This is a genomic window from Amycolatopsis sp. NPDC104863 (assembly GCF_055582965.1).
In genome coordinates, this window is sequence record NZ_JBVJOW010000001.1 from 892,750 (window position 1) to 918,162 (window position 25,413).

The window sequence follows — 25,413 nt, forward strand, 5'->3', positions numbered from 1 at the left end:
TTCGTGGTCATGACGACCTACGACCGTCCGCGCGTCGTCTCGCCGCGAACGGACCGGCTGCCTTCGCCGCGCGCTCCCGTGGACGGTGTCCTGCGGAGCCGGATCCGCTGGAAGACGGCCGACGCGATCGTCGTCGAGGTGGCGGGGGAGGTCGACCTGTGCACGGCGCCCGGCCTCGAAGCCGTGCTGGCCGAGCACGTCAAGGCCTGCCCGGGGGTGCTGCGGGTCGACCTCGGCGAAGTGCGTTTTCTGGGCGCGGAAGGCATCGACGTGCTGCTCCGGGCGCAGCAGCGGGCCGAAGCCGCCGGGATCCGGTTCGTCATCGATCCCGGCCGCTCCCGCGCGGCCGTGCGTGCGCTCGAACTGGCCGACCGGATCGGGGGCCGCAGCCCGCGCTAGCCGCCCGTCAGCAGGTCGACGACGTCTTCGGGCCGGTTCCGTTCCGCGAACCGGCGGCGCTGCCGGTCCGCGCCGCCGCCTTCCGCGACGAGCCGCGTCAGCCCGTCCCGTGCGAACTCCAGGTCGTCCGCCGCCTCCAGCGCGGGCGCCGTCCGCTCGATCAGGTCGTCGAGCACCGCCTTGGCCGGCACCAGGTCCCCGCTGTCCGGGTGCGGGCAGCAGCCGGTCGGCCCTTCGCGCGACGCCCGCCAGAGCTGCGCGCGCAGCACTTCGTTCGACAGCTGCGGTGGGGGCGCGGCCTCGGCCAGCGCGGTCGCGACCAGGGCTCTCGCCAGTACGCCCAGCAGGACGGCCTCCTCCGGGGTCGCGGCGACGTCGGCGATGCGGAACTCGATCGTCGGCTGCTTCTCCGAAAGCCGGACGTCCCAGTAGATCATCCCGCGGTCGAGGATCGAACCGGCGCGCAGCCAGCCGTCGACGATGCTTTCGTACTCGTCGAGGGAGGCGAACCGCGGCGGCGGGCCCGCTGACGGCCACCGGCTCCACTGCTGGTACCGCCAGCTGCCGTAACCGGTGTCGTAGCCGTCCGCGATCGCCGAGTTCGCGGTGATCGTGAGCAGCACCGGCAGCCACGGCCGGACGTGGTTGAGCACGCGGATGCCGCTGTCCTTGTCCGGGATCGCGACGTGCACGTGGCAGCCGCAGGTGAGCGAAGTCCGTGCGGTGGCGCCGAAGTGCTCGGCCATCCGCTCGTACCGCGGGCTGGGCGTGATGGTCGGCGGGCCCGCTTCGGCCAGCGGCGGCGCCGCGGCGGGCAGCACCCGCAGCCCGCGCCGTCGCGCGGCGCCCGACAGGTCGGCACGCATCCTGCGTAGCTGCCGCAGCGCTTCGCCGTGGGTCCGGCAGACGTCGGTCGCGGCCTCGGCCTGCGACCGGGTCAGTTCGTGCTGCAGCTCGCCCTGATCGTTCGCCGTGGCTTCCGCGGCGTCGACGACGTTGTCGCCCGCCTGCGAGAGGTGGCCACGGCGGTCGACGACGAAGAACTCTTCTTCGATGCCGAACGTCAGCACTTCACCGGGGGCTTGGTTCACCGGGGATCTCCTGGGGATCGGGGAGTCACCCGGATACCCGTGCGGTCCAGCGTGCAAACCGCGGCCGGCCCGTGTGGAACACTGCGGGTGGTGTGACCGTGCAGGGCGGGGGTATTCCGGTGGGCATGGAGTGGCACGAAGACCTGCACGAGCGGGCCGACGAGCGGATCGAGCACTGGGCCGAACGGCTCTGGGCCGTCGCCGTCGCGCTGCACGAACGGCCGGAACTGTCCTATGAGGAGCACGCCGCCGCGGAGCTGCTGACCGGCGAGCTGGCCACGGCCGGCTTCGCGGTGGAGTCCGGCGTGGCCGGGCTGCCCACGGCGTTCGTCGCGCGGGCGGGCAGCGGACGGCCGTGCGTCGCGCTCCTGCTCGAGTACGACGCGCTGCCCGGACTGGGCCACGCCTGCGGGCACAACCTCGTCGCCGCGTCCGGGCTCGGCGCCGCGCTGGCCGTGAAGGAGGTCCTCGCGGAGAGCCCGGGTTCGCTGCTCGCGATCGGCTGCCCGGCCGAGGAACGCGGCGGCGGCAAGGTCGCGTTGGCCGAGGCGGGCGTCTTCGACGACGTCGACGCGGCCCTGATGGTCCACCCCGGCGTGCACTCGTGGTCCTGGGCGCCGCTGACCGCGCAGGTCGAGCTGAAGGTGACCTTCCACGGCCGCGCGGCCCACCCCACCGGCGACCCCGAGCAGGGCGTGGACGCCCTCGCCGCGCTGGTCCAGGCGTTCGGCGCGGTCTCGGCGCTGCGCCAGCGGATGCCCGCGAGCTCCCACGTCCAGGGCATCATCACCCACGGTGGCGAGGCGACGAACATCGTCCCCGACCGGGCCGAGGGCCGGTTCGGGCTCCGCGCGCTGACGACCGGGGCGCTGGACCGCCTGGCCGAGGACGTCGGCACGTGCGCGCAGGGCGCCGCGCTGGCGACCGGCGCGAAGGTCGACGTCGAACGGCTCGGGCGCGGGTTCGCGCACTTCCGCGACAACCCGGTGCTGTCCGAGCGGTTCACCGAACACCTGGCGGCGTGCGGGATCCACGCGACACCGCCGGAGCCGGGTGTCTACCCGGGGTCGTCCGACATCGGCGACGTCAGCGTCCGCGTCCCGGCGATCCACCCGTTCGTGGCGATCACGGCGGAGGAGTACGCGGTGCACACCGAAGAGTTCGCGGCCGCGTCGGCCGGTGCGCGCGGGCGGTCGGTGATGCTCGCGTCGGCGGCGGCGCTGGCCCGCACGGCGATCGACCTGCGGACGCACCCGTCGCTGGTCAGCCGGGCCTGGGACCACTTCCGGGAACAGGCGCGGAACGAGCACTGAGCCCGTTCCGCGCCCCGGCTCACGCCACCGAGGTGTAGTGCGAGGCGTCGCCCTCCAGCGACTCGCTTGCCCGGCCGTCGATCCCCACCGGGATGTCGCCGGCCACCGTCACCCGGTTGAGCCGCCGCGGCAGGCCGTCGTAGTTGTCGATCGCGTAGTGCTGGGTGATCCGGTTGTCGAACAGCACCAGCTGGTTCGGCTCCCACGCCACGCGCACGACGTTCTCCGGCCGCGTCACGTAGGACTGCAGCAGCCGCAGCAGGTCCCGCGACTCGCTCACCGACAGGCCTTCGATCCGCTGCGCGAAGCCGCCGATGTACAGCCCGCGCTCGCCGGTGACCGGGTGCACCCGCACGACCGGGTGCACGGTCCGGTACTTGCGCGAGACGAACTGCGCGCGCCGCGCCTGTTCCTTGTCGTCCACTGTTTCCGGCGGCTGGACGTAGTCGTAGTCGTTGGTGTGCACCGCGCGCAGCGTGTCCGCGAAGGCCCGCAGCGGCTCGGGCAGGTCGCGGTAGGCCGCCGCGGAGTTCGCGATCAGCGTCTCCCCGCCGTAGGGCGGCACCACGAGGCTGCGCAGGGTGCTGGCCTTCGGCGGGTTGAGCACGAAGGTGACGTCGGTGTGCCAGTGGTTGGCGCGGCCTTGCTCGCTGTCCACCGGCAGGATCGTCGGCGCGCCGTCGACGGCGGGCACCGTCGGGTGCGCCTTGGTCAGCTCACCGAAGCGCGCGGCGAACCGCTGCTGTCCTTCGTCGTCGAGCGTGACGTTGCGGAACACGAGCGCCTTGTGCTCGTGCAGGGCGTCGGCGAGGAACGCCACCTGGGCCGCGTCCAGGTCGCCGGCGGGGTCGACACCGACGATCTCGGCGCCGATCCTCCCGGTGAGCTTGCGGACGTCGGTGCTGAGGGTGGTCATGCGGGCTCCTTCACTCGGTTGCGGTTGACGGGACGCGCGAGGCCGTAGTGCTCGCGCAAGGTGGCGCCGGAGTACTCGGTGCGGAACAGCCCGCGCCGCTGCAGCTCCGGGACGACGAGGTCGACGAAGTCGTCGAGCCCGCCGGGCAGGGTCGGTGGCATGACGTTGAAGCCGTCCGCGGCGCCGCCGGTGAACCACGCCTCCAGCTCGTCGGCCACCTGGACGGGAGTGCCGGCGAAGACGCGGTGCCCGCGGCCGCCGGCCAGCCGCTCCAGCAGCTGCCGGATGGTCAGGTCCTCGCGCCGGGCCAGGCCGACGACCAGTTCGAACCGGCTCTGCCCGCCTTCGGTGAAGCTGCCCACCTCGGGCAGCGGGCCGTCCAGCGGGTAGCCGGTGACGTCGTGGTCGAGCATCTTCGACAGCTGCCGCAGCCCGTAGTCCGGCGTGATCAGCGCGTTGAGCTCGGCTTCCCGCTGACGCGCTTCGGCTTCGGTGCGGCCGAGGATCGGCGAGATGCCGGGGAGGATCTTGATCTCGTCGGGCGTGCGGCCGTACTTCGCCAGGCGGCCCTTGACGTCGTCGTAGAACGCCTTGCCCTCGGCGAAGGTCTGCTGCGCGGTGAAGACGGCTTCGGCGTGGCGGGCCGCGTACTCCTTGCCGGTTTCGGACGAGCCCGCCTGCACCAGCAGCGGGTGACCCTGGGGCGGGCGTTCGATGTTGAGCGGCCCGCGGACCTGGAAGTGCTCGCCGTCGTGCGCGATCGGCCGGATCCGCTCGGTGTCGGCGTAGACGCCGATCTCGCGGTCGACGATCGCGGCGTTGTCGTCCCAGCTGTCCCAGAGCTTCTTGACGACGTCGACGAACTCCTCGGCCCGGTCGTACCGCGCGTCGTGGGACGGGCGCTTGGCCAGGTTGAAGTTCCGGGCCTCGTCGATGCCGGCCGAGGTGACGATGTTCCAGCCCGCGCGGCCGCCGGAGAGGTGGTCGAGCGAGGCGAACTTCCGGGCCAGGTGGTACGGCTCGTTGTACGTCGTCGACGCCGTCGCGATCAGTCCGATGTGGACCGTGGACGCGGCGAGCGCCGAAAGCAGCGTCAACGGCTCGAAGTGGCTGTGGGAGTTGTGCTTCACGTTGCCCCACAGCGCGACGCCGTCGGCGAGGAACAGCGAGTCCAGCTTGCCGCGCTCGGCGGTCCGGGCGATGTCGGCGTAGTGCTGCAGCGTCCGGGCCCGGTGCGGGTCGGTCGACGGGTGCCGCCAGGCGGCTTCGTGGTGGCCGTTCGGCATCACGAACGCGTTGAGGTGCATCATGGCTTCTCCTTGGGACGCCAGGTGGAAAACCGCCGCTCGAGGACGACAAAACCCTGGTTGACGAGCACTCCGAGCACCGAGACCGCGATGATCCCGGCGTACATCTGCTGGATCTGGAAGTTCACCTGGCTGGTGTTGATGAGGTAACCGAGCCCGGCCTTCGCGCCGACCATCTCGGCGGCCACCAGCACCAGGATCGAGTAGGACGCCGCCATCCGGATGCCGGTGAACACCGTGGGCACCGCCGAGGGGAGGATCACCTTCCGGAACAGCCGCGGGCTGGACAGGCCGAGCGAGCGGGCCGCCTTGATCAGCAGCGGGTCGACCGTGTTCACCCCGGCGATCGTGTTGAGCAGCACCGGCCAGACGCACGCGTAGACGACCAGGGTGACCTTCGACAGCTCGCCGATGCCCAGCAGGAGCGTGAACACCGGCAGCAGGGCCAGCGCGGCGGTGTTGCGGGCCAGCTCCAGCAGCGGCTGCAGGAACCGCGCGACCGGCCGGTACCAGCCGATCAGCAGCCCGAGCGGCACCGCGACGGCCACGGCGATGGCGAACCCGGCGGCCGAGCGCCCGACGCTGGCCAGCAAGTGGTCGGCGAGCCGGCCGTCGAGCATGAGGTCCCAGAGAGCCTGCAGGTCTTCGGACAGCGGCGGCAGGAACGTCCGGGTGCCTTCGTCGAGCACGAACCGGGGGACCAGCTCCCAGAGCGCGACGAACAGCACGATCGCGGCCGAGCCGTGCACCGCGCGGGTCAGCTTCTTCGTGAACCGCCGTGGTTTCGGCGGTGGAGCCGTGGGTCCACTGTGGACAGGTGGCGCTTCGAGGGTGGTGGTCATCCGAGGACGCTCCGTTCGTGTTCGGCCGCCTTGCGGACCTCGTCGTGCAGCAGCTCCCACAGCCGGTGGCGCTGCCGCCCGAACGCCGGGTCGGACCGGACGTCCCCGGTGCGGTCGCCGAGGTCGACGTCGACGACGGCCTTGAGCCGCCCGGGCCGCGACGTCAGCACGGCCACCCGCTGCCCGAGGTAGACGGCTTCGTCGATGCCGTGGGTGATGAACACGATCGTCTTGCCGGTGCGGCGCCAGATCCGCAGCAGCTCGTCCTGCAGCTGCTCGCGGGTCTGGGCGTCGAGGGCGGCGAACGGCTCGTCCATCAGCAGCACCGCCGGGTCGTAGGCGAGGCTGCGGGCGATCGCGACCCGCTGCTTCATCCCGCCGGACAGCTCGTGCGGGTAACGGTCCTCGAAGCCGGAAAGCCCGACCAGGGCGAGGAACTCGCGTGCCCGGTCCGCCCGCTGCCGCTTCCCGAGCTGGCCGCCTTCGAGGCCGAACTCGACGTTGGCGCGGGCGGTGCGCCACGGGAACAGCGCGTACTGCTGGAAGACGACCCCGCGGTCGAGGCCGGGGCCGCGCACCGGCTCGCCGTTGATGAGCACCTCACCGGACGTCGGGGTGGTGAGCCCGCCGAGGAGGTCGAGCAGGGTCGACTTGCCCGACCCGCTCGGCCCGACGAGGGACAGGAAGGTGCCTTCGGCGACGTCGAGCGTGACGTCGTCGAGTGCGGTCAGCTCGCCGAAAGTCTTGGTGACGGACCGGATGCCGATCACTTGGTCACCGCCGGGGCGCCGTCGCGGTAGGGGTTGAACTCGTTGGTGTAGAGCTTCGAGGTGTCGATCTTGTCGCCCTTGATGTAGCCCTGCTGCTTCAGCCACGGCTCCCACAGCGTGTAGTCCTGGTCGGAGATGAGACCGCCGCGGGTGATGCCGACGCTCTTCCAGTACTTGAGGGTGCCGGTGTTCTCGTTGCGGCCGCGGGCGTTGATGATCTTGGTGAACCGGGCGATCACCTCTTCGCGCGGGGTGGTGCGCTCCCACTCGATCGCCTTCGCCACCGCGGAGACGAAGATCTTCGTGGTCTCCGGGTACTTCTTGATGAAGTCGGTGCGCAGCACGTACGGGCCGCCGTTGTACGGGCCGAACGCCTGGACGTCGCTGAACAGGGCGCGGACCCCGCCGGCGGCGAGGGCGTGGTCCTGCAGGATGCCTTGCAGGGCAACAACGTCGAGCTGGCCGTTGCGCAGCGCCTGCTCGGCGTTCACCGGCGGGATGACCACGAGCTGGACCTGCTTGATCTCGTCGTCGGACAGGCCCTGCTTCTTCAGCCAGGTGTCGAGCGCGGCCTCCAGGTTGGCGCCGGCCGTGTTGACGCCGACCTTCTTGCCGACCAGGTCGCGGGCGCTCCGGATCGGACTGTCCTCTTTGGCGTAGTAGCCGATGAACGCCTTGTCGTCGGACCCGTAGTAGTTGACGACCGCCTTGACCGGCGCCCCGGCTTCGACCAGCTTGACCACGGCGCCGGTGAAGGCGCCGCCGAAGTCGGTCTGGTCGGTGGCCGCGGACTGGATGTCCTGCGGGCCGCTGATCGTGTTGCCGACCCACTTCAGCTTGACCGGGCCGAAGTAGCCCAGGTCTTCGGCGAGCTCGGGCAGGGTGACGGAGTTCGCGCTGCCCTGGTAGCGCAGCTCGAGTTTCTCGGGTTGCCCGGGCGCGCCGGTGGCCGTCGCCGACGCGCAGCCGGTCAGCAGCACCGCGGCCGCGGCGAGGAGGGGCAGGATCTTCTTCACGGTGGTTTCGTCCGTTCCGGGATTCGGCGGGGATGCCTCGATTGTTCGGGGCGGCCGAGCGGACGGTCAATTTTGCGAGTTTCTGAATTAACTCGGGAGGTTCACGAGGCGTGGGAGAGTTCGGAGAGCAGCGGCCCGAGCGGGTCTTCGTAGAGGAGGTCGAGCAGGACCGCGCCGCCGGCCGTGGCCAGCTCGGTGCCCGGGAAGCTCGTACCCACAACGGTTTCTGCGCTGTCAAGGCGGCGGGACCGCCGGCCGACCTCGTCCCGGATGGCGGGAAGGCAGCCGGGCACCCCGGCTATGCTCCGGTCGACCACCACGAGCACGGCCGGGTTGAGGACGTCGAGCAGCAAGGCGGCCGCCTGACCGATGAGCCGGGCGCGATCGTGGAACAACCGCACCGCCGCGGAATCGCCGTGTGCGGCGAGCGCGAGCAGTTCCGGAAAGGGCATCCCGGCTTTGCGCGCGATGGTCGCTTCCGAGACGGTGGCTTCGAGGCAGCCGGTGCGCCCGCACCGGCACGCTTCCGTGCTGTCGTCGACCGGCAGGTGCGCGACCGCGCCCGCGGCCGAGCGCGGCCCGTGGTGCACGGTGCCCCCGGTGGCGAACGCGGCGTCGACCACGTTGCCGGTGAACAGCTGAACGACGCTCTCCCGCGCACGCGGATGCCCGAAGAGCTGCTCGGCGTGCACCAACGAGCGCGCGTGCCCGTCGACCGCGACGGTGAGCCCCGTGCTTTCGGTCAGCAGGTCCCGCACCGGCACGTCTTTCCAGTCCAGCAGCGGGTGTTCGACGACGGTGCCGGACTCGCGGTCGACCCAGCCGCCGGTGGCCACGCCGAGCCCGAGCGGCTCGCGGTCCGGCGCGTGCCCGAGCAGCAGGTCGTCGAGGATCTCCGCGGCCCGGGCGAGCAGGTCTTCGGCGGCCAGGCCGTCGTGCGGTTCTTCGTGCTGCGCCAGGACGTTCCCGCGCAGGTCGAGCAGCGCGACGGTCGCGTGGTGCACGGCCAGGTGCAGTGCCCCGGCGACGTGCCGCCCGGTGTCGAGGTCGACGGGCACGTGCGGCCGCCCGACGTTCCGCCGCGGTTCGGCTTCGGGCAGTTCGCGCAGCAGCCCGCGCCGCAGGAGCTCGCCGGCGTGCCCGCTGACCGCGGCGGCGGACAGCCCGGTCCGCCGCGCGACGGTGCTGCGCGCGATCGGCCCGCCGTCGAGGACCGCCCGCAGGACGGCGCTGGCACTGGCGCTGCGCCGGGCGCCGCGCGCGTCCGTCCTCTGTGGACCGCCGGCCCCCGTCATGGCCTGATGGTGGCAGACGCCGGGGTGTCCGCCCAGCGTGCCCAGGATGTGGGTGTTGACGCATACCCATATCGGCATATGATGGCGGCGTGGCACGAGCAGCAACAACGACCGACACCTTCAACGCCGTCGCCGAACCGCGGCGGCGGCAGATCCTCGACGTCCTCATGGCCGGCGAGCGGTCGGTCGGGGACCTCGTCGACGCGCTCGGGCTCGCGCAGCCGCAGGTGTCGAAGCACCTGCGCGTCCTGCGAGAGGTGGGCGCCGTGGACGTGCGCGGGGCCGGCCGTCAGCGGCTCTACCGGCTCAACGGGCCCGCGCTCAAACCCATCCACGACTGGGTCAGCCGCTACGAGCGGACCTGGTCGGAACGCTTCGAGCTGCTGGACGACGTCCTCGAAGAACTCAACGAACAGGAGCAGTGACGTGGAGATCACCACCCCCGCCGACGACCGGATCCTCATCACCCGGGAGTTCGCCGCGCCGAAGCACCTCGTCTACCGCGCGTGGACCACGCCGGAGCTGGTGAAACGCTGGTGGGCCGGGCACCGGGGCACGACCACGAAGGTCGAGCTGGACCTGCGGCCCGGCGGCCGCTGGCGGTACGTCCTCAAGACCAACGACGGTGCCGAGGTGGGCTTCCACGGGGAGTACCGCGAAGTCGTGCCGGAGGAGAAGATCGTCTACACCGAGGTGTTCGAGCTGCCCGGGGTCGACCTCGACTCCGTCGACGGGCCGCTCAACACCGCCACCTTCACCGCCCTCGACGGCGACCGGACGCGCCTGGAGCTGCTGACCGAGACCGGGAGCAAGGAGCTGCGCGACGTCATCCTCGGGTCCGGCATGGAGGTCGGCGTCCGGGAGCAGATGGTGCTCATCGAGGAGCTGGCGAACTCCCTGCGCTAGCCCGCAGGAACCGGGCGCCCACCCGGGCCAGCTCGGCGGCCAGCGCCGGCGCGTCGAGCACCTCGAAGTCCACTTCGAGCAGCCCGAGGTACAGCGCCAGCATCGGCGCGTGGTCGGAGCCGACCTCGGCGACACAGCGGTCCGGCCCCTCGGCGGTCACCTCGACGGCCATCGGGAGGCGGGCCCGGACCTGCTCGGCCGGCGCGTGGAACCGCACCTTCGCGTGGAACCGCCAGGTCGCCGCGCCCACGCTGCGCTGCACGAACTGGGCGACGTCACCCTCCGGCGCCTCGCGCGGGACGAACCGCGGCCCGTTCGGCACCCGCGGGGTCATCCGGTCGACGCGGAAGGTGCGCCAGTCGTCGCGCCCGGTGTCCCAGGCGACGAGGTACCAGCGCCGGCCCCAGCTGACCAGCCGGTGCGGCTCGACGTCGCGGCGGCTGGCCGCGCGGTCGTGGCTGGTGTAGTCGAACCGCAGCCGCTCGGCGGCCCGGATCGCCGAAGCGATCGCGGTCAGCACGTCGGCGTCGACGGCAGGGCCGGCGCCGGGCACCGAGACCGTCGCCGCCTGCAGCGCGTGCACCCGGTGCCGCAGGCGCGACGGCAGCACCTGCTCGAGCTTGGCCAGCGCCCGCACCGACGTCTCGCCGATGCCGGCGACCCCCGTGGCCGTGCGCAGGCCGACCGCCACAGCCACCGCTTCGTCGTCGTCCAGCAGCAACGGCGGCAGCTGTGCGCCGGCGCCCAGCCGGTAGCCGCCCTGGACGCCGGGGGAGGCCTCGACGGGGTAGCCGAGGTCCCGCAGCTTGCCGATGTCGGTGCGGACGGTGCGCGGGGTGACGTCGAGCCGCTCGGCCAGGTCGGCGCCGGTCCAGTCGCGCCGCGTTTCGAGCAGCGACAGCAACCGCAGCAGGCGGGCGGAGGTCTGCAACATTTTCCGAGCATCGCACGAATCGCGGAAGAAAGTCTTCCGCAATGGTTCCTACCGTGGTGCTCATGACGAACTCCTTCCGGATCGACATCCCGCAGACCGACCTCGACGACCTGCGCCGGCGCCTCGCCGAAGCCCGGTTCGCCGACCCCGTGCCCGGCGACGAGCCGGACTGGTCCCGGGGCATCCCGGCCGCCGTCGTGCGCGAGCTGGCCGAGTACTGGCGCGACGAGTACGACTGGCGGGCCCAGGAAGCGGCGATCAACGCGTTCCCGCAGTTCACGACCGTGATCGACGGCCAGACGATCCACTACCTGCACGTCCGGTCGCCCCGCGCCGACGCGATGCCGCTGCTGCTCACCCACGGGTATCCCAGCTCCTTCGCCGAGTTCCTCGACGTCATCGGCCCGCTGACCGAGGCCGGCCCGGACGCGTTCCACGTCGTCGTGCCGTCGGTGCCCGGCTTCGGGTTCTCGACGCCGCTGAGCGGGCCGGGCTGGGAGCTGGCGCGGACCACCGACGCCTTCGCCGAGCTGATGACCCGCCTCGGCTACGACCGCTTCGCCGCGCAGGGCGGGGACATCGGCGCCGGTGTCACCGGACGGCTCGCCGCGCTGTACCCGGAGCGCGTGATCGGCACCCACGTGAACAGCGACCGCGGCACCATCGCGCTGGCGGGGGAGCAGCTGCCGCTGCCGCCGAACCTGACCGAGCCCGAGCAGGTCGAGCTGGACGCGGCGCGCGAAGCGTGGAAAGCCGGACGCGGGTACCTGGACCTGCAGTCCCACAAGCCCGAGACGCTCGCCGCCGGGCTCACCGACTCGCCGGTCGGCCAACTGGCGTGGATCGCGGAGAAGTTCGAGGCGTGGACGAACGCGTCCGGCGGGATCGCGCGCGACCGGCTCCTGACGACGGTGAGCCTGTACTGGTTCACCCGCAGCGGCGCGACCGCGGCCCGCTTCCTCTACGAAGCCGCCCACGCCGCGCACGGCTGGCTCGCGCCGTCGGACGTGCCGGCGGGCTGGGCGGTGTTCGACTCCTCCCCGGTGGTCCGCCGGATCATGGACCCGGAGGAGAAGATCGAGCACTGGTCGGACTTCGCCGCGGGCGGCCACTTCGCGGCGATGGAGGAGCCGGAGGTGCTGGTGGCCGACATCCGGGCGTTCTTCCGCACGCTTCGGGGGTGAGCCGGGGGCCGGGAGCGGGCGGTTCGGCGGAAAGCCGTCCGCGACCGGCGTCGCCGGGCCAGAATCAGCGGGTGCAGTTCGCCATCCTCGGGCCGGTCGAAGCCCGCCGTCCCGACGGGACCCCGGTCGCCCTCGGCGGGCCGCAGCTGCGCGGGCTGCTCGCGTTGCTCGCCCTCGACGCCGGGCGGGTCGTCAGCGCCGAGCGGCTGATCGACGGCCTGCACGGCGAGCACCCGCCCGAAGGCGCCGCCGATGCCCTGCAGTCCCAGGTTTCCCGGCTCCGGCGGCGATTGCGGGACGGCGGCGCGCCCGACGGGCTCGTCGAGTTCACGCCCGCCGGGTACCGGCTGGCCGTCGAGCCGCGGGCCGTCGACGTCCACCGGTTCGAACGGCTCACCGCCGAAGCGCGGGAGACACCCGACCCGGCCACCAAGCTCGAGTTGTTCGGCGAGGCGCTCGCGCTCTGGCGCGGCCCGGCGCTCGACGGGCTCGCGGACCCGCCGCGCGCGGCCCGGCTGGCCGAGCTGCGGCTGGCCGCGACCGAAGACCGCGTCGAAGCCGGGCTCGCGCTCGGCCACCACGAGCGGCTGGTTGCCGAACTGCGTGAGCTCACCGAGGAGCATCCGCTGCGGGAGCGGCTCGCCGCGCAGCTCGTCCGGGCGTTGCACGGCAGTGGACGTCCGGCCGAAGCCCTCGCCGTGTTCGCGGAAATCCGGGAGCGCCTCGCCGACGAGCTCGGCGCGGACCCGTCACCGGAACTCGCGGACGCGCATGTCGCCGTCCTGCGGGCCGCCGCGCCCGCGCCGGCGCGGCGGGTTCCGGTGCCGCTCACCGGGTTTGTCGGCCGGACGGAGCTCGACCGGCTGACGGCGGCCTTGCGCGACGCCCGGCTCGTCACGCTCACCGGGCCCGGCGGCGCGGGGAAGACCCGGCTCGCCGTCGAGGCCGCGGCCGGCGAAACGGGCGAAGTGTGCTTTGTCGAGCTGGCCACGACGACCGACGTCCCGCGAGCCGTGCTCGCTGCGCTGGGCCTGCGGGAACAGGGCGTGCTTGCGCCGGGTGCGCCCGCGGATCCGGCCGACCGGCTGGTCGCCGGGCTCACCGACCGGCCGCTGCTGCTGGTCCTCGACAACTGCGAACACGTCGTCGCCGGGGCCGCCACTTTGGTCCGGCGGCTGCTCGGCGAGTGCGCCGGGCTGCGGGTGCTCACCACCAGCCGGGAGGCGCTCGGCCTGACCGGCGAAACGCTGGTGCCGGTCGGCGCGCTGCCCGCCGAAGCCGCCGAACGGCTGTTCAGGGACCGGGCCGCGGCGGTGGCCGGTGGTCAGGAACCCGATCCCACGGCGGTCACGCGGATCTGCACCGCCCTCGACGGTCTTCCGCTGGCGATCGAGCTCGCCGCCGCGCGGCTGAAGTCGATGTCCGCGGCCGACGTCGCCGCCCGGCTCGGCGAGCCGTTCCGGCTGCTGTCCCGCGGGGAGCGGACCGCCGAGCCGCGGCACCGGACGCTGCGCGGCGTCGTCGAGTGGAGCTGGGACCTCCTCGAGCCGGACGAACAGCGGCTCGCCGGCCGGTTCGCGGTGTTCACCGGCGGCGCCCGGCTCGACGCGGTCGAGCGGGTCTGCGACGTCCCCGACACCGACTTCGTGCTCACCGGCCTGGTCGAGAAGTCCCTCGTCGAGTTCGCCGGCGGCCGCTACCGGATGCTCGAGACGATCCGCGCGTTCTGCGCCGAGCAGGGTGACGACCGGCGCGAGGCGCACGCGAAGTACTTCCTCGACTTCGCCCGCGCCGCCGAACCGAAACTGCGCGGCGCGGACCAGCTGACCGCCTTGGCGGAGCTGACCGCCGAGCACGCCGACCTCCACGCGGCTTTGCGCCGGAGCGTCGAGCACGCGCCGGACGTCGCGCTGCGGCTCCTCGCGGCGCTCACCTGGTACTGGTGGCTGCGCGGCCTGCGCGGCGAGGCGGCGCCGTTCGCGGACGCCGTGCTCGCCGCCGTCGGGCCCGAGCCGCCGCCCGGGCTCGTCGAGGAGTACGTCCTGTGCGTGATCCACGCGTCGGACACCGACGTCGAGATCGAGCCGATCCTGGCCGCCCACCCCGGCCCGCTGCGGTACCCGTACCTCTTCCTGCTGTGGGCGTTTTCCCCGCGTACCAAGGTGAAGGAGGGTGAACGGCTGGCGGCGCTCGTCGGCGGCGACGCGTGGTCGCGTGCGTTCACCCGGGTCGGTGACGGCCTCGGCGCGCAGTACCGCGGCCGGGTCGCCGAAGCCGAGGCGCACTTTTCGGCGGCCTTGGACGGGTTCCGCGTCCTCGGTGACCGCTGGGGTGAGGCGAGCACGCTGGAGAAGCTCGCGGAGTTCGCCGACTGGCGCGGTGAGCACGCGCGGTTCCGCGAGCTGATGGACGAGTCCGTCCGGCTGGCCGGTGAACTCGGAGCCGGCGAAGACGCCGCCGACCTGCTCTGCCGCCGCGCCGACGGGGTGCTCCGGGCCGGGGACGCCGAGGCCGCCCGAGCCGACTACGAAGCCGCCGCCGAGCAGGCCCGCGCGGCCGGGACACCGGTGATGCTGGCCCGGGCGCGCGGCGGGCTGGGGGAGATCGCGCGGCGCGCGGGTGACCTGGCGGCGGCCCGGCGCTGGTACACCTCGGCGCTCGCACTGCCCGCCGGCCCGGTGACCGGCGGCGAGACGCGGATCCGTCTTTACACCGGTTTCGGCTGGACCGCGGCCGCCGAGGGTGAGCTCGACGAAGCGACCGAGCTGCACCAGGAGGCGCTGGCGACGGCGCTCGACCACGTGAACCTGCCCGGCGCGGCGCAGGCGGTCGAAGGACTGGCCGGGGTGCTCGCCGCCCGGGCCGAGGACCACCGGGCCGCGTTCCTGCTCGGCGCCGCCGTCGGGCTGCGCGGCGCGCCGGTCACCGGGGACGCCGACGTCGCCGCGGTGACCGAGCGCGTGCGGGCCCGCATCGGCGCCGAGGCTTACGCCGAAGCGTTCGACCGCGGCCGCGAAATGCCCCCTGAGCAGGCACTTCAGGAGTTCGGTCAGCGGCGGTGCGCGCTCGGTTCGTGAGCGGTTGGCGGCCGCGCCCAGAGTTCGGGGCATGACGAAGAACATCCTGATCTCCGGCGCCAGCGTCGCCGGCCCCGCCCTCGCCTTCTGGCTGCACCGCCACGGCTTCCGCGCCACCGTCGTCGAGCGGGCCCCGAGCCTGCGCGAAGGCGGCTACAAGGTCGACATCCGCGGGGTCGCCGTGGACGTCGTGCGCCGGATGGGCCTGCTGGAGCAGGTGCACGCGGCGAGCACCGACATGCAGGGCGCCGCGTTCGTGAACAAGCGCGGCAAGGAGCTCGCGACGCTGGACGCCGACACGTTCGGCTTCCGCCACGGCGACGACACCGAGATCCTGCGCGGCGACCTCGCGAAGATCCTCTACGCCGCGACCCGCGACGAGACCGAGTACGTCTTCGGCGACTGGGTCACCGGCCTCGAGGAGCGCGCGGACGGCGTCCACGTGACGTTCGCCCACGGCGCGCCGCGCCGGTTCGACCTGGTGGTCGGCGCGGACGGCCTGCACTCCGGCGTCCGCGCGCTGGCGTTCGGCCCGGAGGAGGACTTCCTGCGCCGGTTCGACGCCTACATCTCGATCTCGACCGTGCCGAACAGGTTCGACCTGGACCGCTGGGAGCTGCTGCACTCGGCGGCGCCGGGCAAGATGGTCAACGTCTACAGCACCGCCCGCGCCGACGACGCGAAGGCCGCGTTCTGGTTCTCCGCGCCGCCGCTGTCCTACGACCGTCGTGACGTCGAGGGCCAGAAGGACCTTGTGGCCGGCCAGTTCGCCGGGCTGGGCTGGGCGATCCCGGAGCTGCTGGAAGCCATGCGCTCGGCGGGCGACTTCTACTTCGACCCGGTGTGCCAGATCGTCATGGACCGCCTGTCGACCGGCCGCGTGACCCTGGTGGGCGACGCGGGTTACTGCGCGTCCCCGGCATCGGGCCAGGGCACGAGCCTAGCGTTGGTGGGGGCGTACGTCCTGGCGGGGGAGCTGGCGGCGTCGGACGACTTCGCGACGGCGTTGTCCCGGTACGAGACCGAGATGCGGCCGTACATCGAGAAGAACCAGGCGCTGGCGAAGACGGCGCTGCGCGGGATCATCCCGCAGTCCCGGGCGTTCGCGTGGTTCAACACCCGGATGATCAAGCTGATGCCCCACCTCCCGGGGCACAACCGGGTGCTGGAGCAGATGTCCCGCCCGATTCGGGAGGCGGCGAATGCTGTGGTTTTGAAGGACTACGCACCGGTTCTTCGGTGCAACGAGCATCATATTCGATGATCGTTGTAACGGTGCTCGAGGTATTGGCGAGTAACAACTTTGCCATACCCTGTTCGCCGAACTTTCGAGAAAGCTGGATGATCCGATGGACGAGATCTTCCTCTTCGATCTTGCGCCCGTGGTCGAGGCCGCCAACGGCCGGACCCAACGATTGATAGATCTGATCGCGCCGAAAATTCACGTCGACTGGACTTCCGGGCGGACGGAAGTCGACCAGCGCGATTCGATCGCCGAATCGATCCGGGAGCTGACCGGGTCACCGGCTTCCGACGAGATCGCGGACAGGTTCCTGGCCACCGTCGACGACGGTTTCGCCGTGCGGCCGTTCGGGCCGGGCCCCGACGACCCGGGCTTCCGCGCCATCCCGTGGCGGTCCCTCTCGCACGCCTACTCGGTGGAGACCATGGGGCTGCCCGACTGGGAGTGGCTCGGGATCCGCGAGGGTGCTTCCGCGCGGGAGGTCCGAGCGGCGCTGGAAGCTTTTCCGGGTCGTCCCGACTACGTGTTGTCCGAAGAACACGTCGCGATGTTGACCGACTCGGCGGCGTTCTCGCTGCCGCTGCTGCGGATCCGGCCCGAGTTCCCGCCGCGTCCGTCCGGGTTCACCCCGCTCCTGCGGTTCGCCGAGGACGGTGTCCCCCTGGACCGCATCGTGCTCCGGCAGCGGCCGGAGAACGGCGGGGGTGGCGACGGAGGCGACAAGAAGCCGCCACCGCCGGCGCCGGGTCCGGACTACGCGAAGCTCGCCGAACAGATCTGGACCTTCGTCAAGGAAGTCGGGGAATGTCTGGCCCACGGTCAATGGTCGATCCAGTGGGCGTGGATCTATCCTCTCGGTGTCCGGGTCTGCCTGGATTCCGCTTGTGCGGAAAAGATCTCCGCGGCGCTCAAGGGGCTGCTCGGGACGGCCGCGGGAAATCTGCTGGCCGTGATCGGGACGCTGATCGCGAAAGGTCTTCTGACGTGGGCGGGTCTCCTTTCCGCATTGGGCTGGCTCGGGTTGGCGATTCTCCATTTCGCGGCGTACTGGACGGTGATGATCGCGTTGAACGCGACGCCGCGAGGGGTCTGCATCGTGCACCTTTTCCCGTGGAACTCGGCCCTCAGCGCGGGGCTGATCAACGGCTGGGCGGAAGGGCGGTGACCGAGGCCTAGAGCGCCGCGTGGCGGGGGAGCACGTGCAGGTGGACGTGGGGGGATCTCCTGGCCCGCGGCCGCTCCGTCGGCCGGGACCGGGTTGATCCCTTCGCGCCGCAGGTCCGTTCGCCGGAGTGCGGCCGGCGCCCCGACCGTGGCGGGTGGATCAAGCGATCTCGAACGCGACCGTCAGCCACTCGCGCACGTCGTCGTCCACATCGGACACCGCGCGCAGGCTCAGCTTGTGCCCCACCCGGGGGCCGCTCGCCCAGCTCGCCGGGGCGATCCGCGCCGTCTCCAGTGGGTGGGGCAGCCACAGGTACACCAGGACGTCGCGTGAGCGCGGGCGCAGCTCGGCCAGCTTCCGGTCGCGCTTGAGGAACACCCCCACCTTGACGGCGTCCTCGTGGACGTCGCCCAGGGTGCGCAGGTGCGCGACGACCGCGTCGTAGACCTCGCGCTGCCAGGGGGCGCGGCCGGCGAACGTCTCGTCGACCGTGCAGCCCGGGACGCACGTGTGGCCCTGGCCGGCGCGTGCGAACTCGCGGTCGCACTGCGGGCACGTCCAGCGGGTCGGCATGCCGTCCAGGATGGCACTCACAGCGGGACGGGGCCGAGCGCGGGGATCGTCGCGGCCGCCTGGACCAGGCGCCGGGCCGCCGTGGCCGCCGTCTTCCGCTGACCAGGAGGCAGGCGGTCCAGCAGCTCGCCCAGCGCCGCGTGCCGGCGGTCGAGGATCCGCGTCACCAGCTCACGGCCGGTCGTGGTGACCTCCAGGGTCACGACGCTCCGGTTGCGCGCGTCGCGGCCGCGGACCACGTACCCGAGCGCTTCCAGCCGGTCGGCCAGCCGGGTCACCGACGACGCGTTCACGCCCATCGCCGCCGCGAGCCGCGAGCTCGGGACCCGGCCCAGGCGGTCGAGGATGAGCAGCAGCCGCGTCTGCGGGAACGACACCTCCGGCGGCGCCGCGTGCGCGCACTCCCACGCGATGCCGACCAGGACCAGGGTGAGGCCGTCCAGGGCTTCGACGTCCGGGTCGGCGCCCGGCTCCGCGGTTTCGAGGGTTTGCATGACGCAATACTTGCCAACCGCAAGAGCATCGGTCAAGATGGGTCACCCCGGCGCTCGCCGGGCCGTCCGGCCGGATCGGCCGCCCTTCCTCGTGTCTCCACTGTGGACTGTGGAAAACCGTTGGTGTGCAACAAAAATAATCCTGGTTCCGGTGAACTCCGTTGCGACGGGAGCCGTAGTACCCGGTACACGCCCGTCGTCAGAAGGAGGAACGATGCCGGATCACCGTGGCATGACGGCCAAGGCCAGGGCCCGGACCGTGCTGGTCGTGGTGGCCACGCTCGCCGTGGTCGCCGCGGGCTCGGTCATGGTGCTGAAGGCCAGTGCCCAGACCGCCCCCGGGTCGACGCAGACGCAGGTCCCGGCCTACGGCCACACGATGGCGGGGATGCAGGCGGGCCCGGTGGCGGAAGCGAACGTCGCCGGCGCCGGGCCGGTGACCGAGCTGGACAAGACGTTCCTGGTCAAGGTCCGCCAGGCGGGCCTGTGGGAGATGCCCGCCGGCGACCTCGCACAGACCCACGCCAGCAGCGACGCGGTGAAACGCGCCGGGCTGCACCTGCTGGACGGGCACTCCCACCTCGACCAGCTCGTCCGCGAGGACGCGAAGATGCTCGGCGTCACGCTGCCCGACCTGGCCAGTGCCGAGCAGCAGGGCTGGGTCCGGCAGCTGACCGCCGCCCAGGGGCTCGAGTTCGACAAGCTGTTCGTGAACCTGCTGCGCGCCTCGCACGGCAAGATCTTCGCGACCATCGCCGAGGTCCGGGCCGGCACGCAGAACGACGTCATCCGCCGGCACGCGACGCAGGCGAACCAGACGGTGCTCGACCACATGAACGTCCTGGAGGACACCGGCCTGGTCGACCCGCAGACGATCGCCGACGTCGCGGCGGCGGTCAACCCGCCGAAGTGACGCCCGACAGGTAGCGCTGCACGGTCGGCGCGATCTCGGCGACGATCTCCGCCGGGGTCAGCGCCACCACCGGCGGCAGGCGCAGCACGTAGCGCGTGAGCGCCAGGCCGAACAGCTGGCTCACGATCAGGCCCGCGCGGCGCGGGGCGTCGGCCGGGTTGCCGAACCGCAGGACCGCGGGGGTGACCTGGCCGGCGAACACGTCGCGGATCTTCTCGACGACGGCGTCGTCCGCGACGGCCGAGCGCAGCAGGGTCAGCAGGATCTCGTCGGTCGGCGGCTGCTCCCACAGCACGAGGAACTGCCGGGTCAGCAGCTCGCCGACCGTGTCCGGGTCGGCCGCGGCCAGGTCCGGCAAGTCGAGCTCGACGTCGACGGCCGCGGCGAACAGGCCGTCCTTGCTGCCGTAGTAGCGCATCACCATCGACGGGTCGATGTCCGCGTCGGCGGCGATCGCGCGGATCGTCGCGCGGCGGAAGCCGTCGGCGGCGAACCGGCGGCGCGCGGCCTCCAGGATGGTCGCCCGGGTCGTGTCGGAACGGCGGGGGGAGCTCATGTCAACAAGTGTAGGCCAACACTTGTTGACAAGCCAGGCCGGGGGTGCTTTCGTGGATGCCAACAGTTGTTGGCAACTACGGAGGAGCCGTCATGTCCCTGCCCGCCCGCACCGATGTCCTGGTCGTCGGCGGTGGCCCCGCCGGGCTCACCGCCGCGATCGCCCTCGCCGACGCCGGCGTCGACTTCGTGCTGCTCGACCGCCAGGCCGAGGGCGCGAACACCTCACGGGCCTGCGTGATCCACGCCCGGACCCTGGAGGTGCTGGCCGAGCTCGGGGTCACCGAACGGCTGAAGGAGCTGGGTGTCGTCGTCCCGACGTTCACCGTCCGCGACGGCGCCACCGTGCTCGCCCGGATCGGGTTCGGGGACCTGCCCACCGAGTACCCGTACACGCTGATGGTGCCGCAGGACCGGACCGAAGTGGTGCTGCTCGAGCGGCTGCGCGAAGCCGGCGGCGACGTGCACCGCCCGTACGAGGTCACCGCGGTCGACGGCGACGACACGGGTGTCACGGTCACGACGACCGGCGGCGCCGTGCGCGCGAAGTACGTCATCGGCGCCGACGGCATGCACAGCACCGTGCGCGAGCAGGCGGGCATCGGCTTCACCGGGGCGAGCTACGCCGAGTCGTTCGTGCTGGCCGACGTCCGGATGGGCTGGCCGCTGGCGCGCGACGAGGTCAGCCTGCACCTCTCGCCGGAAGGGGTCACGGTGGTCGCCCCGCTGCCCGGCGGCGACGACCACTACCGGGTGGTCGCGACGGTCGCCGAGGCCCCCGAGCACCCCGGGACCGCCGACATCCAGTCCATTGTGGACAAGCGCGGGCCGGAGGGCGCCCGCAGCCGGGTCACCGAGGTCGTCTGGAGCTCGCGGTTCCGGGTGCACCACCGGGTGGCCGACCACTACCGCGCGGGCCGGGTCCTGCTGGCCGGCGACGCGGCCCACGTGCACAGCCCGGCGGGCGGGCAGGGCATGAACACCGGCATCCAGGACGCCGTTGTGCTCGGCCGGCTGCTGGCCGGGGTCGTCGCCGGCGAGCCGGACGCGCTGCTGGACACCTACGAGACGACGCGTCGCCCGATCGCGACCGGCGTCGTGGCGTTCACCGACCGCATGACCCGGATGGCGACCCTGCGGCCCCGCCCGGCGCGCCTGCTGCGCAACACCGTGCTGAAGGCGGCGTTCTCGCTGCCGCCGGTGCGGGGGAAGCTCGCCCACCAGCTGGCGGAGCTGGACGCGCGCTGAGGCCCCCAGCCAGGAGTCAGCGGGTCGGCGGCACGATCCCGTACTCGTGGATCTTGCGGTAGATCGTCGCCCGCGAGATGCCGAGCAGCTTGGCCGCCCGCACCTTGTTCCCGTCGGCGTCTTCGAGGCACCGGACGATGGCGTCCCGCTCGATCGACTCGAAGCGGTTCAGCGGCCGCCGCGTCACGGCGTGGAACTCCGCGGGGAGGTCGCCCGGGCGGATGGTGCCCGCCCGGCGGCGCTGGGCCACCTTGCGCAGCACCTGGTAAAGCTGCCCGGTGTTGCCCGGCCACTCCGCCCGCATCAGCAGGTGCAGGGCCGCCGCCGAACACGTGAGCCGGCCGCCGTAGCCCAGCTTGCTCAGCACCAGCGGCACCAGCTCGGCCAGGTCCTCGATGTGGTGGCGCAGCGGCGGCACGAGCACCGTCCGCGGGAACGACTTCAGCAGCTCGGCCAGCCTCGGCTCGGTCTCGGCCTCCGGCACCAGCGTCGCGACGACCCAGGGCGCGTCGGGCCGCTCCCGCAGTTCGCGCAGCACCGTCGCCAGCCCGTTCGCCGCCGGCGCCGGCAGGCGGTCGGCGTGGCGCACCACCAGCGTGCGGATCGGGGTTTCGGCGTGTTCGCGCAGCAGCGAGCTCGCCCAGTCGGGGCCCGTCGCCGTCGCCGCGTCGACGGTGAGCAGCCGGTCCGCCGGGTGGTGGCGCTGGTGCAGGCCCTTCGCGAGGGTGAGCTTGCCGGTGCCCGGCTCGCCCTCGAGCGCGACCCACTCGCCGCGCTGGTGGCCGGTGTCGAGGTCGTGCCCGCAGCGCAGCCACAGCGGCGCCGAGCCGACGACGCCCGGCAGGTACATCGGCAGCATCGGCGTCGACGCCGCGATCGTGTCCTCCGCCTCGATCAGCTTGACCGACAGCACACCGCCCGCGGTGTCGGTCTCGCGCTGGCCGGGGACGCGGCGGCAGAACACCCGCACCCGCAGGCCGCTGGAGAGGGCGAGCGTGGCCGACGTCCGGCGGCCGTCGGCCAGCGCCTCGGTCGCGTGGCTGAGCAGCACCGACTGGTCGGCCGGGTCGAGCAGCTGCCGGGCCCGGTCGTTCATCATCACGATGTCCTCGTTGAACGCGAGCACGATGCCGGTCCAACGGCGGCAGGTCTGCAGGTAGGCCTGGAAGAGGATCATCTCCCGCAGGTCGCTGTGGCGCAGCAGCGCCTGCCGGATCTGCTCGGCGGTCGAGCGGGCCAGCGCGATGAGCAGGCCGCCCGCGTCCTTGTACCAGCAGGTGAGGTCGACGGCGCCGATCTTCTTGCCGGAGATCGGGTGGTGGATCGGGACGCCGGCGCAGGCGAGGTTCTCCAGGTGCTCGGCGTAGTGCTCGTGGCCGAACACCGTCGTCGCGCGGCCGTCCTCCAGCGCGGTGCCGATGCCGTTGGTGCCGACGGACTGCTCGCCGTAGCTGAACCCGGGCACCAGCTCGACACGCTCGAGGTGCCGGCGCAGGTCGGCGTCGCCGGTCCGCTGGGTGAGCACCACGCCGCTGGCGTCGGTGAGGATGAGGCTGATCGGCTGGCCGTCGAACTGCTCGCCCAGCTTGTGGAGCACCGGCTCGGCGCCGCGCATCAGCGGGATGTCGAGGTTCTGGTCACCGTGGAACAGCGGGTCGATCCGCTCGGCCTGCACCTGGAACTCCTGCGACCGCCGCCAGGAGGCGAGGATCGTCTGCCGGACGGTTCCGGGGGGCACCGGTTCGGCGGTCAGGAAACGCACCCGGGTGCGGGCGAGCTCGTCGTCGGCGAGCAGGGTTCCGGGCGCGATGTCGTCCACGCGTGACCTCCATTTTCCCGCGGCCCACGTGGGTGCGGGCACACCCGTTGTGCCGCCCGTCCAGCCTAGAGCGCGTTGCGCCGCGGCGGTGTCTCAAATTGAGACGGCCGGGGCGCGCCGTCGGCGGTCGGATGGACCCGGAAGAGACCGCTGACCAGGAGGAGGGCCCATGGCCGCCGATGCCGCGGAGACCTACAACCCGTGGACGATCGTCAACCTGGTTTTCACGCATCTGGCCGAACAGGGGCTGCACCCGGTGTTCGGCGGGGAGGGACATCCGGGTGAGCCGGCCGCGGCGCTGCTGCGCGCCCTCGGGATCACCCCGACCGTGGAAGGGGACGCGCGCGTGCGTACCAGCGTCCACAGCGAGCTCGCCGAGCTGCGCGCCCGGGTGCTCGGCGGAGACGAAACGCCCTGAGCAGCGGTTCTGTCTCAGATTGAGACCCGCGTCACTCGCGGGCCCCCCTTGAATGGTGGACGCAGGACGTGCGCCCCGAATCCCCCGGCCGGGAGGAGAGCCGCTCGGCCGCCGTAGGCAGGAGCCACGGATAAGGAGTGATCCATGAGTCGCCAGAGTGTGGCGAAAGCCCACCAGAAGATCCAGGAACTGTCGTGGGAACCGGCGTACCACACCCCGGTTTCGCACTACGGGACCGACTACACCTTCCAGAAGGCCAAGAAGAAGGACCCGCTGAAGCAGGTCCTCCGTTCCTACTTCCCGATGCAGGAAGAAAAGGACCACCGGGTCTACGGCGCCGAGGACGGCGCGATCCGCGGCAACATGTTCCGGCAGGTGCAGGAACGCTGGCTGGAATGGCAGAAGCTGTTCCTGTCGATCATCCCGCTGCCGGAGATCTCGGCCGCGCGGGCGATGCCGCTGCTGTTCCGCACGGTGCCCAACCCGGAACTGCACAATGGCCAGGCGATCCAGATGATCGACGAGGTCCGGCACTCGACGATCCAGCAGAACCTCAAGCGCCTGTACATGCAGAACTACATCGACCCGGCGGGCTTCAACTCGAGCCTGCGCAACTTCCAGAACGACTACTGCGGCACGATCGGCCGCCAGTTCGCCGAAGGCTTCATCACCGGTGACGCCATCACCGCGGCGAGCATCTACCTCACGATCGTGGCGGAGACGGCGTTCACCAACACGCTGTTCGTCGCCATGCCGGCCGAAGCCGCCGCGAACGGCGACTACCTGCTGCCGACGGTGTTCCACTCGGTGCAGTCCGACGAGTCCCGGCACATCAGCAACGGCTACGCGACGCTGCTGATGGCGTTGTCGGACGAGAGCAACCACCAGCTGCTCGAACGCGACCTGCGGTACGCGTGGTGGAACAACCACGCCGTCGTCGACGCCGCGATCGGCACGTTCATCGAGTACGGCACCAAGGACCGCCGCAAGGACCGCGAGTCCTACGCGGAGATGTGGCGCCGCTGGATCTACGACGACTACTACCGGTCCTACCTCGTCCCGCTCGAGAAGTACGGGCTCGTGATCCCGCACGACCTCATCGAAGAGGCGTGGAACCGGATCTGGAACAAGGGCTACGTGCACGAGGTCGCGCAGTTCTTCGCCACCGGGTGGCTCGCCAACTACTGGCGCATCGACCCGATGACGGACGAGGACTTCGAGTGGTTCGAGTACAAGTACCCCGGGTGGTACGACAAGTACGGCAAGTGGTGGGAGAACTACGCCCGCCTCGCGACGCCGAACGGGCACCACCCGATCGTCGCCGAGGACGTCGACTACGTGTACCCGCACCGGTGCTGGACCTGCATGGTCCCGTGCCTGATCCGCGAGGACATGGTGGTCGACGAGGTCGACGGCCAGCACCGCACGTACTGCTCGGAGACGTGCCGCTGGACCGACGCCGAGGCGTTCCGGCCCACCTACCAGGGCCGCAACACCCCGAACATGGGCAAGCTGGTCGGCGCCCGCGAGTGGGAGACGCTCTACCACGGCTGGAACTGGGCCGACGTCGTCTCCGACATGGGCTTCGTGCGTGACGACGGCAAGACGATGGTCGCGCAGCCGCACCTGAACCTCGACCCCAAGAAGATGTGGACGCTCGACCACCTGCGCCGGATGCCGGAGGTGCAGTCGCCGAACGTGCTGCTGAACCAGATGTCCGCCGACGAGCGGGCCGCGTTCGTGGCCGACTACAACCGCCAGGGCCCGGCCGGGCGCCCGGCGCCGCAAAAGGCCTGACGCGCGACCACCGGTCGTGGGGGGGGGGGGGGGGGGGGGGGGGGGGGAAAAAGCACAGAAACCCACCAAAAACAAGAGGGGAAGGGGGAGAAAAAACACAAACGAGTCTAGCTGGTTCGGGCCGGGAGAGGAAGGCCC

Annotated in this window: 24 protein-coding genes; 12 read left to right on the top strand and 12 right to left on the bottom strand. The window is 71.9% G+C overall.

The genetic code is table 11. The features are described 5' to 3' along the window. Window positions 1-9 precede the first annotated feature (9 nt). Window positions 10-399, top strand: coding sequence for an STAS domain-containing protein (locus tag ACZ63J_RS03955; RefSeq protein ID WP_465399846.1), 390 nt, complete (start codon window positions 10-12; stop codon window positions 397-399). Here ACZ63J_RS03955 and ACZ63J_RS03960 read toward each other — a convergent pair. Then, a complete protein-coding gene (locus ACZ63J_RS03960) occupies window positions 396-1,490 on the bottom strand; it encodes a carboxylate-amine ligase (RefSeq protein WP_465399845.1) in 1,095 nt (364 codons plus the stop codon). The two genes, ACZ63J_RS03955 and ACZ63J_RS03960, sit on opposite strands and share 4 nt — an antisense overlap. 125 nt (window positions 1,491-1,615) lie before the next feature. Between ACZ63J_RS03960 and ACZ63J_RS03965 the strand changes: the two genes are divergently transcribed. After that, complete coding sequence (locus ACZ63J_RS03965; RefSeq protein WP_465399844.1) at window positions 1,616-2,803, top strand: M20 family metallopeptidase; 1,188 nt, start codon at window positions 1,616-1,618, stop codon at window positions 2,801-2,803. A gap of 19 nt (window positions 2,804-2,822) precedes the next feature. On the opposite strand, the gene ACZ63J_RS03970 is transcribed toward ACZ63J_RS03965, so the two are convergent. The 6 genes from ACZ63J_RS03970 to ACZ63J_RS03995 form a co-directional block, all read right to left on the bottom strand. Beyond that, on the bottom strand, window positions 2,823-3,719 hold the full coding sequence (locus ACZ63J_RS03970) for a TauD/TfdA dioxygenase family protein (protein ID WP_465399843.1): 897 nt from the start codon (window positions 3,717-3,719) through the stop codon (window positions 2,823-2,825). Next, complete coding sequence (locus tag ACZ63J_RS03975) at window positions 3,716-5,029, bottom strand: LLM class flavin-dependent oxidoreductase (protein ID WP_465399842.1); 1,314 nt, start codon at window positions 5,027-5,029, stop codon at window positions 3,716-3,718. Before ACZ63J_RS03975 ends, ACZ63J_RS03970 begins: the two co-directional genes overlap by 4 nt. Beyond that, a complete protein-coding gene (locus tag ACZ63J_RS03980) occupies window positions 5,026-5,868 on the bottom strand; it encodes an ABC transporter permease (protein ID WP_465399841.1) in 843 nt (280 codons plus the stop codon). Before ACZ63J_RS03980 ends, ACZ63J_RS03975 begins: the two co-directional genes overlap by 4 nt. Further along, entirely contained in the window at window positions 5,865-6,638 is a 774-nt protein-coding gene (locus ACZ63J_RS03985) for an ABC transporter ATP-binding protein (protein WP_465399840.1), read from the bottom strand. Before ACZ63J_RS03985 ends, ACZ63J_RS03980 begins: the two co-directional genes overlap by 4 nt. Then, on the bottom strand, window positions 6,635-7,654 hold the full coding sequence (locus tag ACZ63J_RS03990) for an ABC transporter substrate-binding protein (protein WP_465399839.1): 1,020 nt from the start codon (window positions 7,652-7,654) through the stop codon (window positions 6,635-6,637). Before ACZ63J_RS03990 ends, ACZ63J_RS03985 begins: the two co-directional genes overlap by 4 nt. 101 nt (window positions 7,655-7,755) lie before the next feature. Beyond that, window positions 7,756-8,949 carry an ROK family protein gene (locus ACZ63J_RS03995; RefSeq protein WP_465399838.1) on the bottom strand — a complete coding sequence of 398 codons (1,194 nt, stop codon included), beginning with the start codon at window positions 8,947-8,949 and terminating at the stop codon, window positions 7,756-7,758. Window positions 8,950-9,038: 89 nt separating this feature from the next. On the opposite strand from ACZ63J_RS03995, the gene ACZ63J_RS04000 reads away from it, so the two are divergent. Together ACZ63J_RS04000 and ACZ63J_RS04005 are read left to right on the top strand one after the other, a co-directional pair. After that, complete coding sequence (locus ACZ63J_RS04000) at window positions 9,039-9,374, top strand: ArsR/SmtB family transcription factor (protein ID WP_465399837.1); 336 nt, start codon at window positions 9,039-9,041, stop codon at window positions 9,372-9,374. Between the two features lies 1 nt (window position 9,375). Further along, a complete protein-coding gene (locus ACZ63J_RS04005) occupies window positions 9,376-9,855 on the top strand; it encodes an SRPBCC family protein (RefSeq protein WP_465341046.1) in 480 nt (159 codons plus the stop codon). On the opposite strand, the gene ACZ63J_RS04010 is transcribed toward ACZ63J_RS04005, so the two are convergent. Next, window positions 9,824-10,789: a helix-turn-helix transcriptional regulator gene (locus tag ACZ63J_RS04010; protein WP_465399836.1), complete on the bottom strand. Its 966-nt coding sequence runs from the start codon at window positions 10,787-10,789 to the stop codon at window positions 9,824-9,826. The two genes, ACZ63J_RS04005 and ACZ63J_RS04010, sit on opposite strands and share 32 nt — an antisense overlap. 53 nt (window positions 10,790-10,842) lie before the next feature. Here ACZ63J_RS04010 and ACZ63J_RS04015 point away from each other — a divergent pair, with 53 nt between their 5' ends. The 4 genes from ACZ63J_RS04015 to ACZ63J_RS04030 all read left to right on the top strand — a co-directional run bounded on the left by ACZ63J_RS04015 (window position 10,843) and on the right by ACZ63J_RS04030 (window position 17,458). After that, window positions 10,843-11,973 carry an epoxide hydrolase family protein gene (locus tag ACZ63J_RS04015; RefSeq protein WP_465399994.1) on the top strand — a complete coding sequence of 377 codons (1,131 nt, stop codon included), beginning with the start codon at window positions 10,843-10,845 and terminating at the stop codon, window positions 11,971-11,973. Between the two features lie 71 nt (window positions 11,974-12,044). Further along, a complete protein-coding gene (locus ACZ63J_RS04020; RefSeq protein WP_465399835.1) occupies window positions 12,045-15,050 on the top strand; it encodes an ATP-binding protein in 3,006 nt (1,001 codons plus the stop codon). Window positions 15,051-15,081: 31 nt separating this feature from the next. Then, on the top strand, window positions 15,082-16,314 hold the full coding sequence (locus ACZ63J_RS04025) for an FAD-dependent monooxygenase (RefSeq protein ID WP_465399834.1): 1,233 nt from the start codon (window positions 15,082-15,084) through the stop codon (window positions 16,312-16,314). Window positions 16,315-16,399: 85 nt separating this feature from the next. Continuing rightward, window positions 16,400-17,458, top strand: a complete 1,059-nt coding sequence (locus ACZ63J_RS04030) for a hypothetical protein (RefSeq protein ID WP_465399833.1) — start codon at window positions 16,400-16,402, stop codon at window positions 17,456-17,458. A gap of 159 nt (window positions 17,459-17,617) precedes the next feature. Here ACZ63J_RS04030 and ACZ63J_RS04035 read toward each other — a convergent pair whose 3' ends face one another. Next, the gene (locus ACZ63J_RS04035; RefSeq protein ID WP_465399832.1) at window positions 17,618-18,052 is read right to left on the bottom strand and encodes a DUF5655 domain-containing protein; all 435 of its coding nucleotides are present in this window, start codon (window positions 18,050-18,052) and stop codon (window positions 17,618-17,620) included. Further along, entirely contained in the window at window positions 18,049-18,525 is a 477-nt protein-coding gene (locus ACZ63J_RS04040; RefSeq protein WP_465399831.1) for a MarR family winged helix-turn-helix transcriptional regulator, read from the bottom strand. Before ACZ63J_RS04040 ends, ACZ63J_RS04035 begins: the two co-directional genes overlap by 4 nt. Window positions 18,526-18,739: 214 nt before the next feature. Here ACZ63J_RS04040 and ACZ63J_RS04045 point away from each other — a divergent pair, with 214 nt between their 5' ends. Next, a complete protein-coding gene (locus tag ACZ63J_RS04045) occupies window positions 18,740-19,438 on the top strand; it encodes a DUF4142 domain-containing protein (RefSeq protein ID WP_465399830.1) in 699 nt (232 codons plus the stop codon). Here ACZ63J_RS04045 and ACZ63J_RS04050 read toward each other — a convergent pair. Then, a complete protein-coding gene (locus ACZ63J_RS04050) occupies window positions 19,422-19,994 on the bottom strand; it encodes a TetR/AcrR family transcriptional regulator (protein ID WP_465399829.1) in 573 nt (190 codons plus the stop codon). The genes ACZ63J_RS04045 and ACZ63J_RS04050 overlap by 17 nt on opposite strands. Window positions 19,995-20,086: 92 nt before the next feature. Here ACZ63J_RS04050 and ACZ63J_RS04055 point away from each other — a divergent pair, with 92 nt between their 5' ends. Continuing rightward, the gene (locus ACZ63J_RS04055; RefSeq protein WP_465399828.1) at window positions 20,087-21,241 is read left to right on the top strand and encodes an FAD-dependent oxidoreductase; all 1,155 of its coding nucleotides are present in this window, start codon (window positions 20,087-20,089) and stop codon (window positions 21,239-21,241) included. A gap of 16 nt (window positions 21,242-21,257) precedes the next feature. On the opposite strand, the gene ACZ63J_RS04060 is transcribed toward ACZ63J_RS04055, so the two are convergent. Further along, the gene (locus tag ACZ63J_RS04060) at window positions 21,258-23,060 is read right to left on the bottom strand and encodes a sigma-54-dependent Fis family transcriptional regulator (RefSeq protein ID WP_465399827.1); all 1,803 of its coding nucleotides are present in this window, start codon (window positions 23,058-23,060) and stop codon (window positions 21,258-21,260) included. 169 nt (window positions 23,061-23,229) lie between these two features. On the opposite strand from ACZ63J_RS04060, the gene ACZ63J_RS04065 reads away from it, so the two are divergent. Beyond that, window positions 23,230-23,478, top strand: a complete 249-nt coding sequence (locus ACZ63J_RS04065; RefSeq protein WP_465341027.1) for a hypothetical protein — start codon at window positions 23,230-23,232, stop codon at window positions 23,476-23,478. Between the two features lie 144 nt (window positions 23,479-23,622). Next, window positions 23,623-25,275 carry a ferritin family protein gene (locus tag ACZ63J_RS04070; RefSeq protein ID WP_465399826.1) on the top strand — a complete coding sequence of 551 codons (1,653 nt, stop codon included), beginning with the start codon at window positions 23,623-23,625 and terminating at the stop codon, window positions 25,273-25,275. Window positions 25,276-25,413 lie beyond the last annotated feature (138 nt).

Bases quoted from the DNA above. Each gene is read 5' to 3' on its own strand.
- ACZ63J_RS03955 (WP_465399846.1), top strand. From the start codon at position 10: ATGACGACCTACGACCGTCCGCGCGTCGTCTCGCCGCGAACGGACCGG.
- ACZ63J_RS03965 (WP_465399844.1), top strand. From the start codon at position 1,616: ATGGAGTGGCACGAAGACCTGCACGAGCGGGCCGACGAGCGGATCGAG.
- ACZ63J_RS03970 (WP_465399843.1), bottom strand. From the start codon at position 3,719: ATGACCACCCTCAGCACCGACGTCCGCAAGCTCACCGGGAGGATCGGC.
- ACZ63J_RS03975 (WP_465399842.1), bottom strand. From the start codon at position 5,029: ATGATGCACCTCAACGCGTTCGTGATGCCGAACGGCCACCACGAAGCC.
- ACZ63J_RS03980 (WP_465399841.1), bottom strand. From the start codon at position 5,868: ATGACCACCACCCTCGAAGCGCCACCTGTCCACAGTGGACCCACGGCT.
- ACZ63J_RS03995 (WP_465399838.1), bottom strand. From the start codon at position 8,949: ATGACGGGGGCCGGCGGTCCACAGAGGACGGACGCGCGCGGCGCCCGG.
- ACZ63J_RS04010 (WP_465399836.1), bottom strand. From the start codon at position 10,789: ATGTTGCAGACCTCCGCCCGCCTGCTGCGGTTGCTGTCGCTGCTCGAA.
- ACZ63J_RS04025 (WP_465399834.1), top strand. From the start codon at position 15,082: ATGACGAAGAACATCCTGATCTCCGGCGCCAGCGTCGCCGGCCCCGCC.
- ACZ63J_RS04030 (WP_465399833.1), top strand. From the start codon at position 16,400: ATGGACGAGATCTTCCTCTTCGATCTTGCGCCCGTGGTCGAGGCCGCC.
- ACZ63J_RS04040 (WP_465399831.1), bottom strand. From the start codon at position 18,525: ATGCAAACCCTCGAAACCGCGGAGCCGGGCGCCGACCCGGACGTCGAA.
- ACZ63J_RS04045 (WP_465399830.1), top strand. From the start codon at position 18,740: ATGCCGGATCACCGTGGCATGACGGCCAAGGCCAGGGCCCGGACCGTG.
- ACZ63J_RS04050 (WP_465399829.1), bottom strand. From the start codon at position 19,994: ATGAGCTCCCCCCGCCGTTCCGACACGACCCGGGCGACCATCCTGGAG.
- ACZ63J_RS04055 (WP_465399828.1), top strand. From the start codon at position 20,087: ATGTCCCTGCCCGCCCGCACCGATGTCCTGGTCGTCGGCGGTGGCCCC.
- ACZ63J_RS04065 (WP_465341027.1), top strand. From the start codon at position 23,230: ATGGCCGCCGATGCCGCGGAGACCTACAACCCGTGGACGATCGTCAAC.
- ACZ63J_RS04070 (WP_465399826.1), top strand. From the start codon at position 23,623: ATGAGTCGCCAGAGTGTGGCGAAAGCCCACCAGAAGATCCAGGAACTG.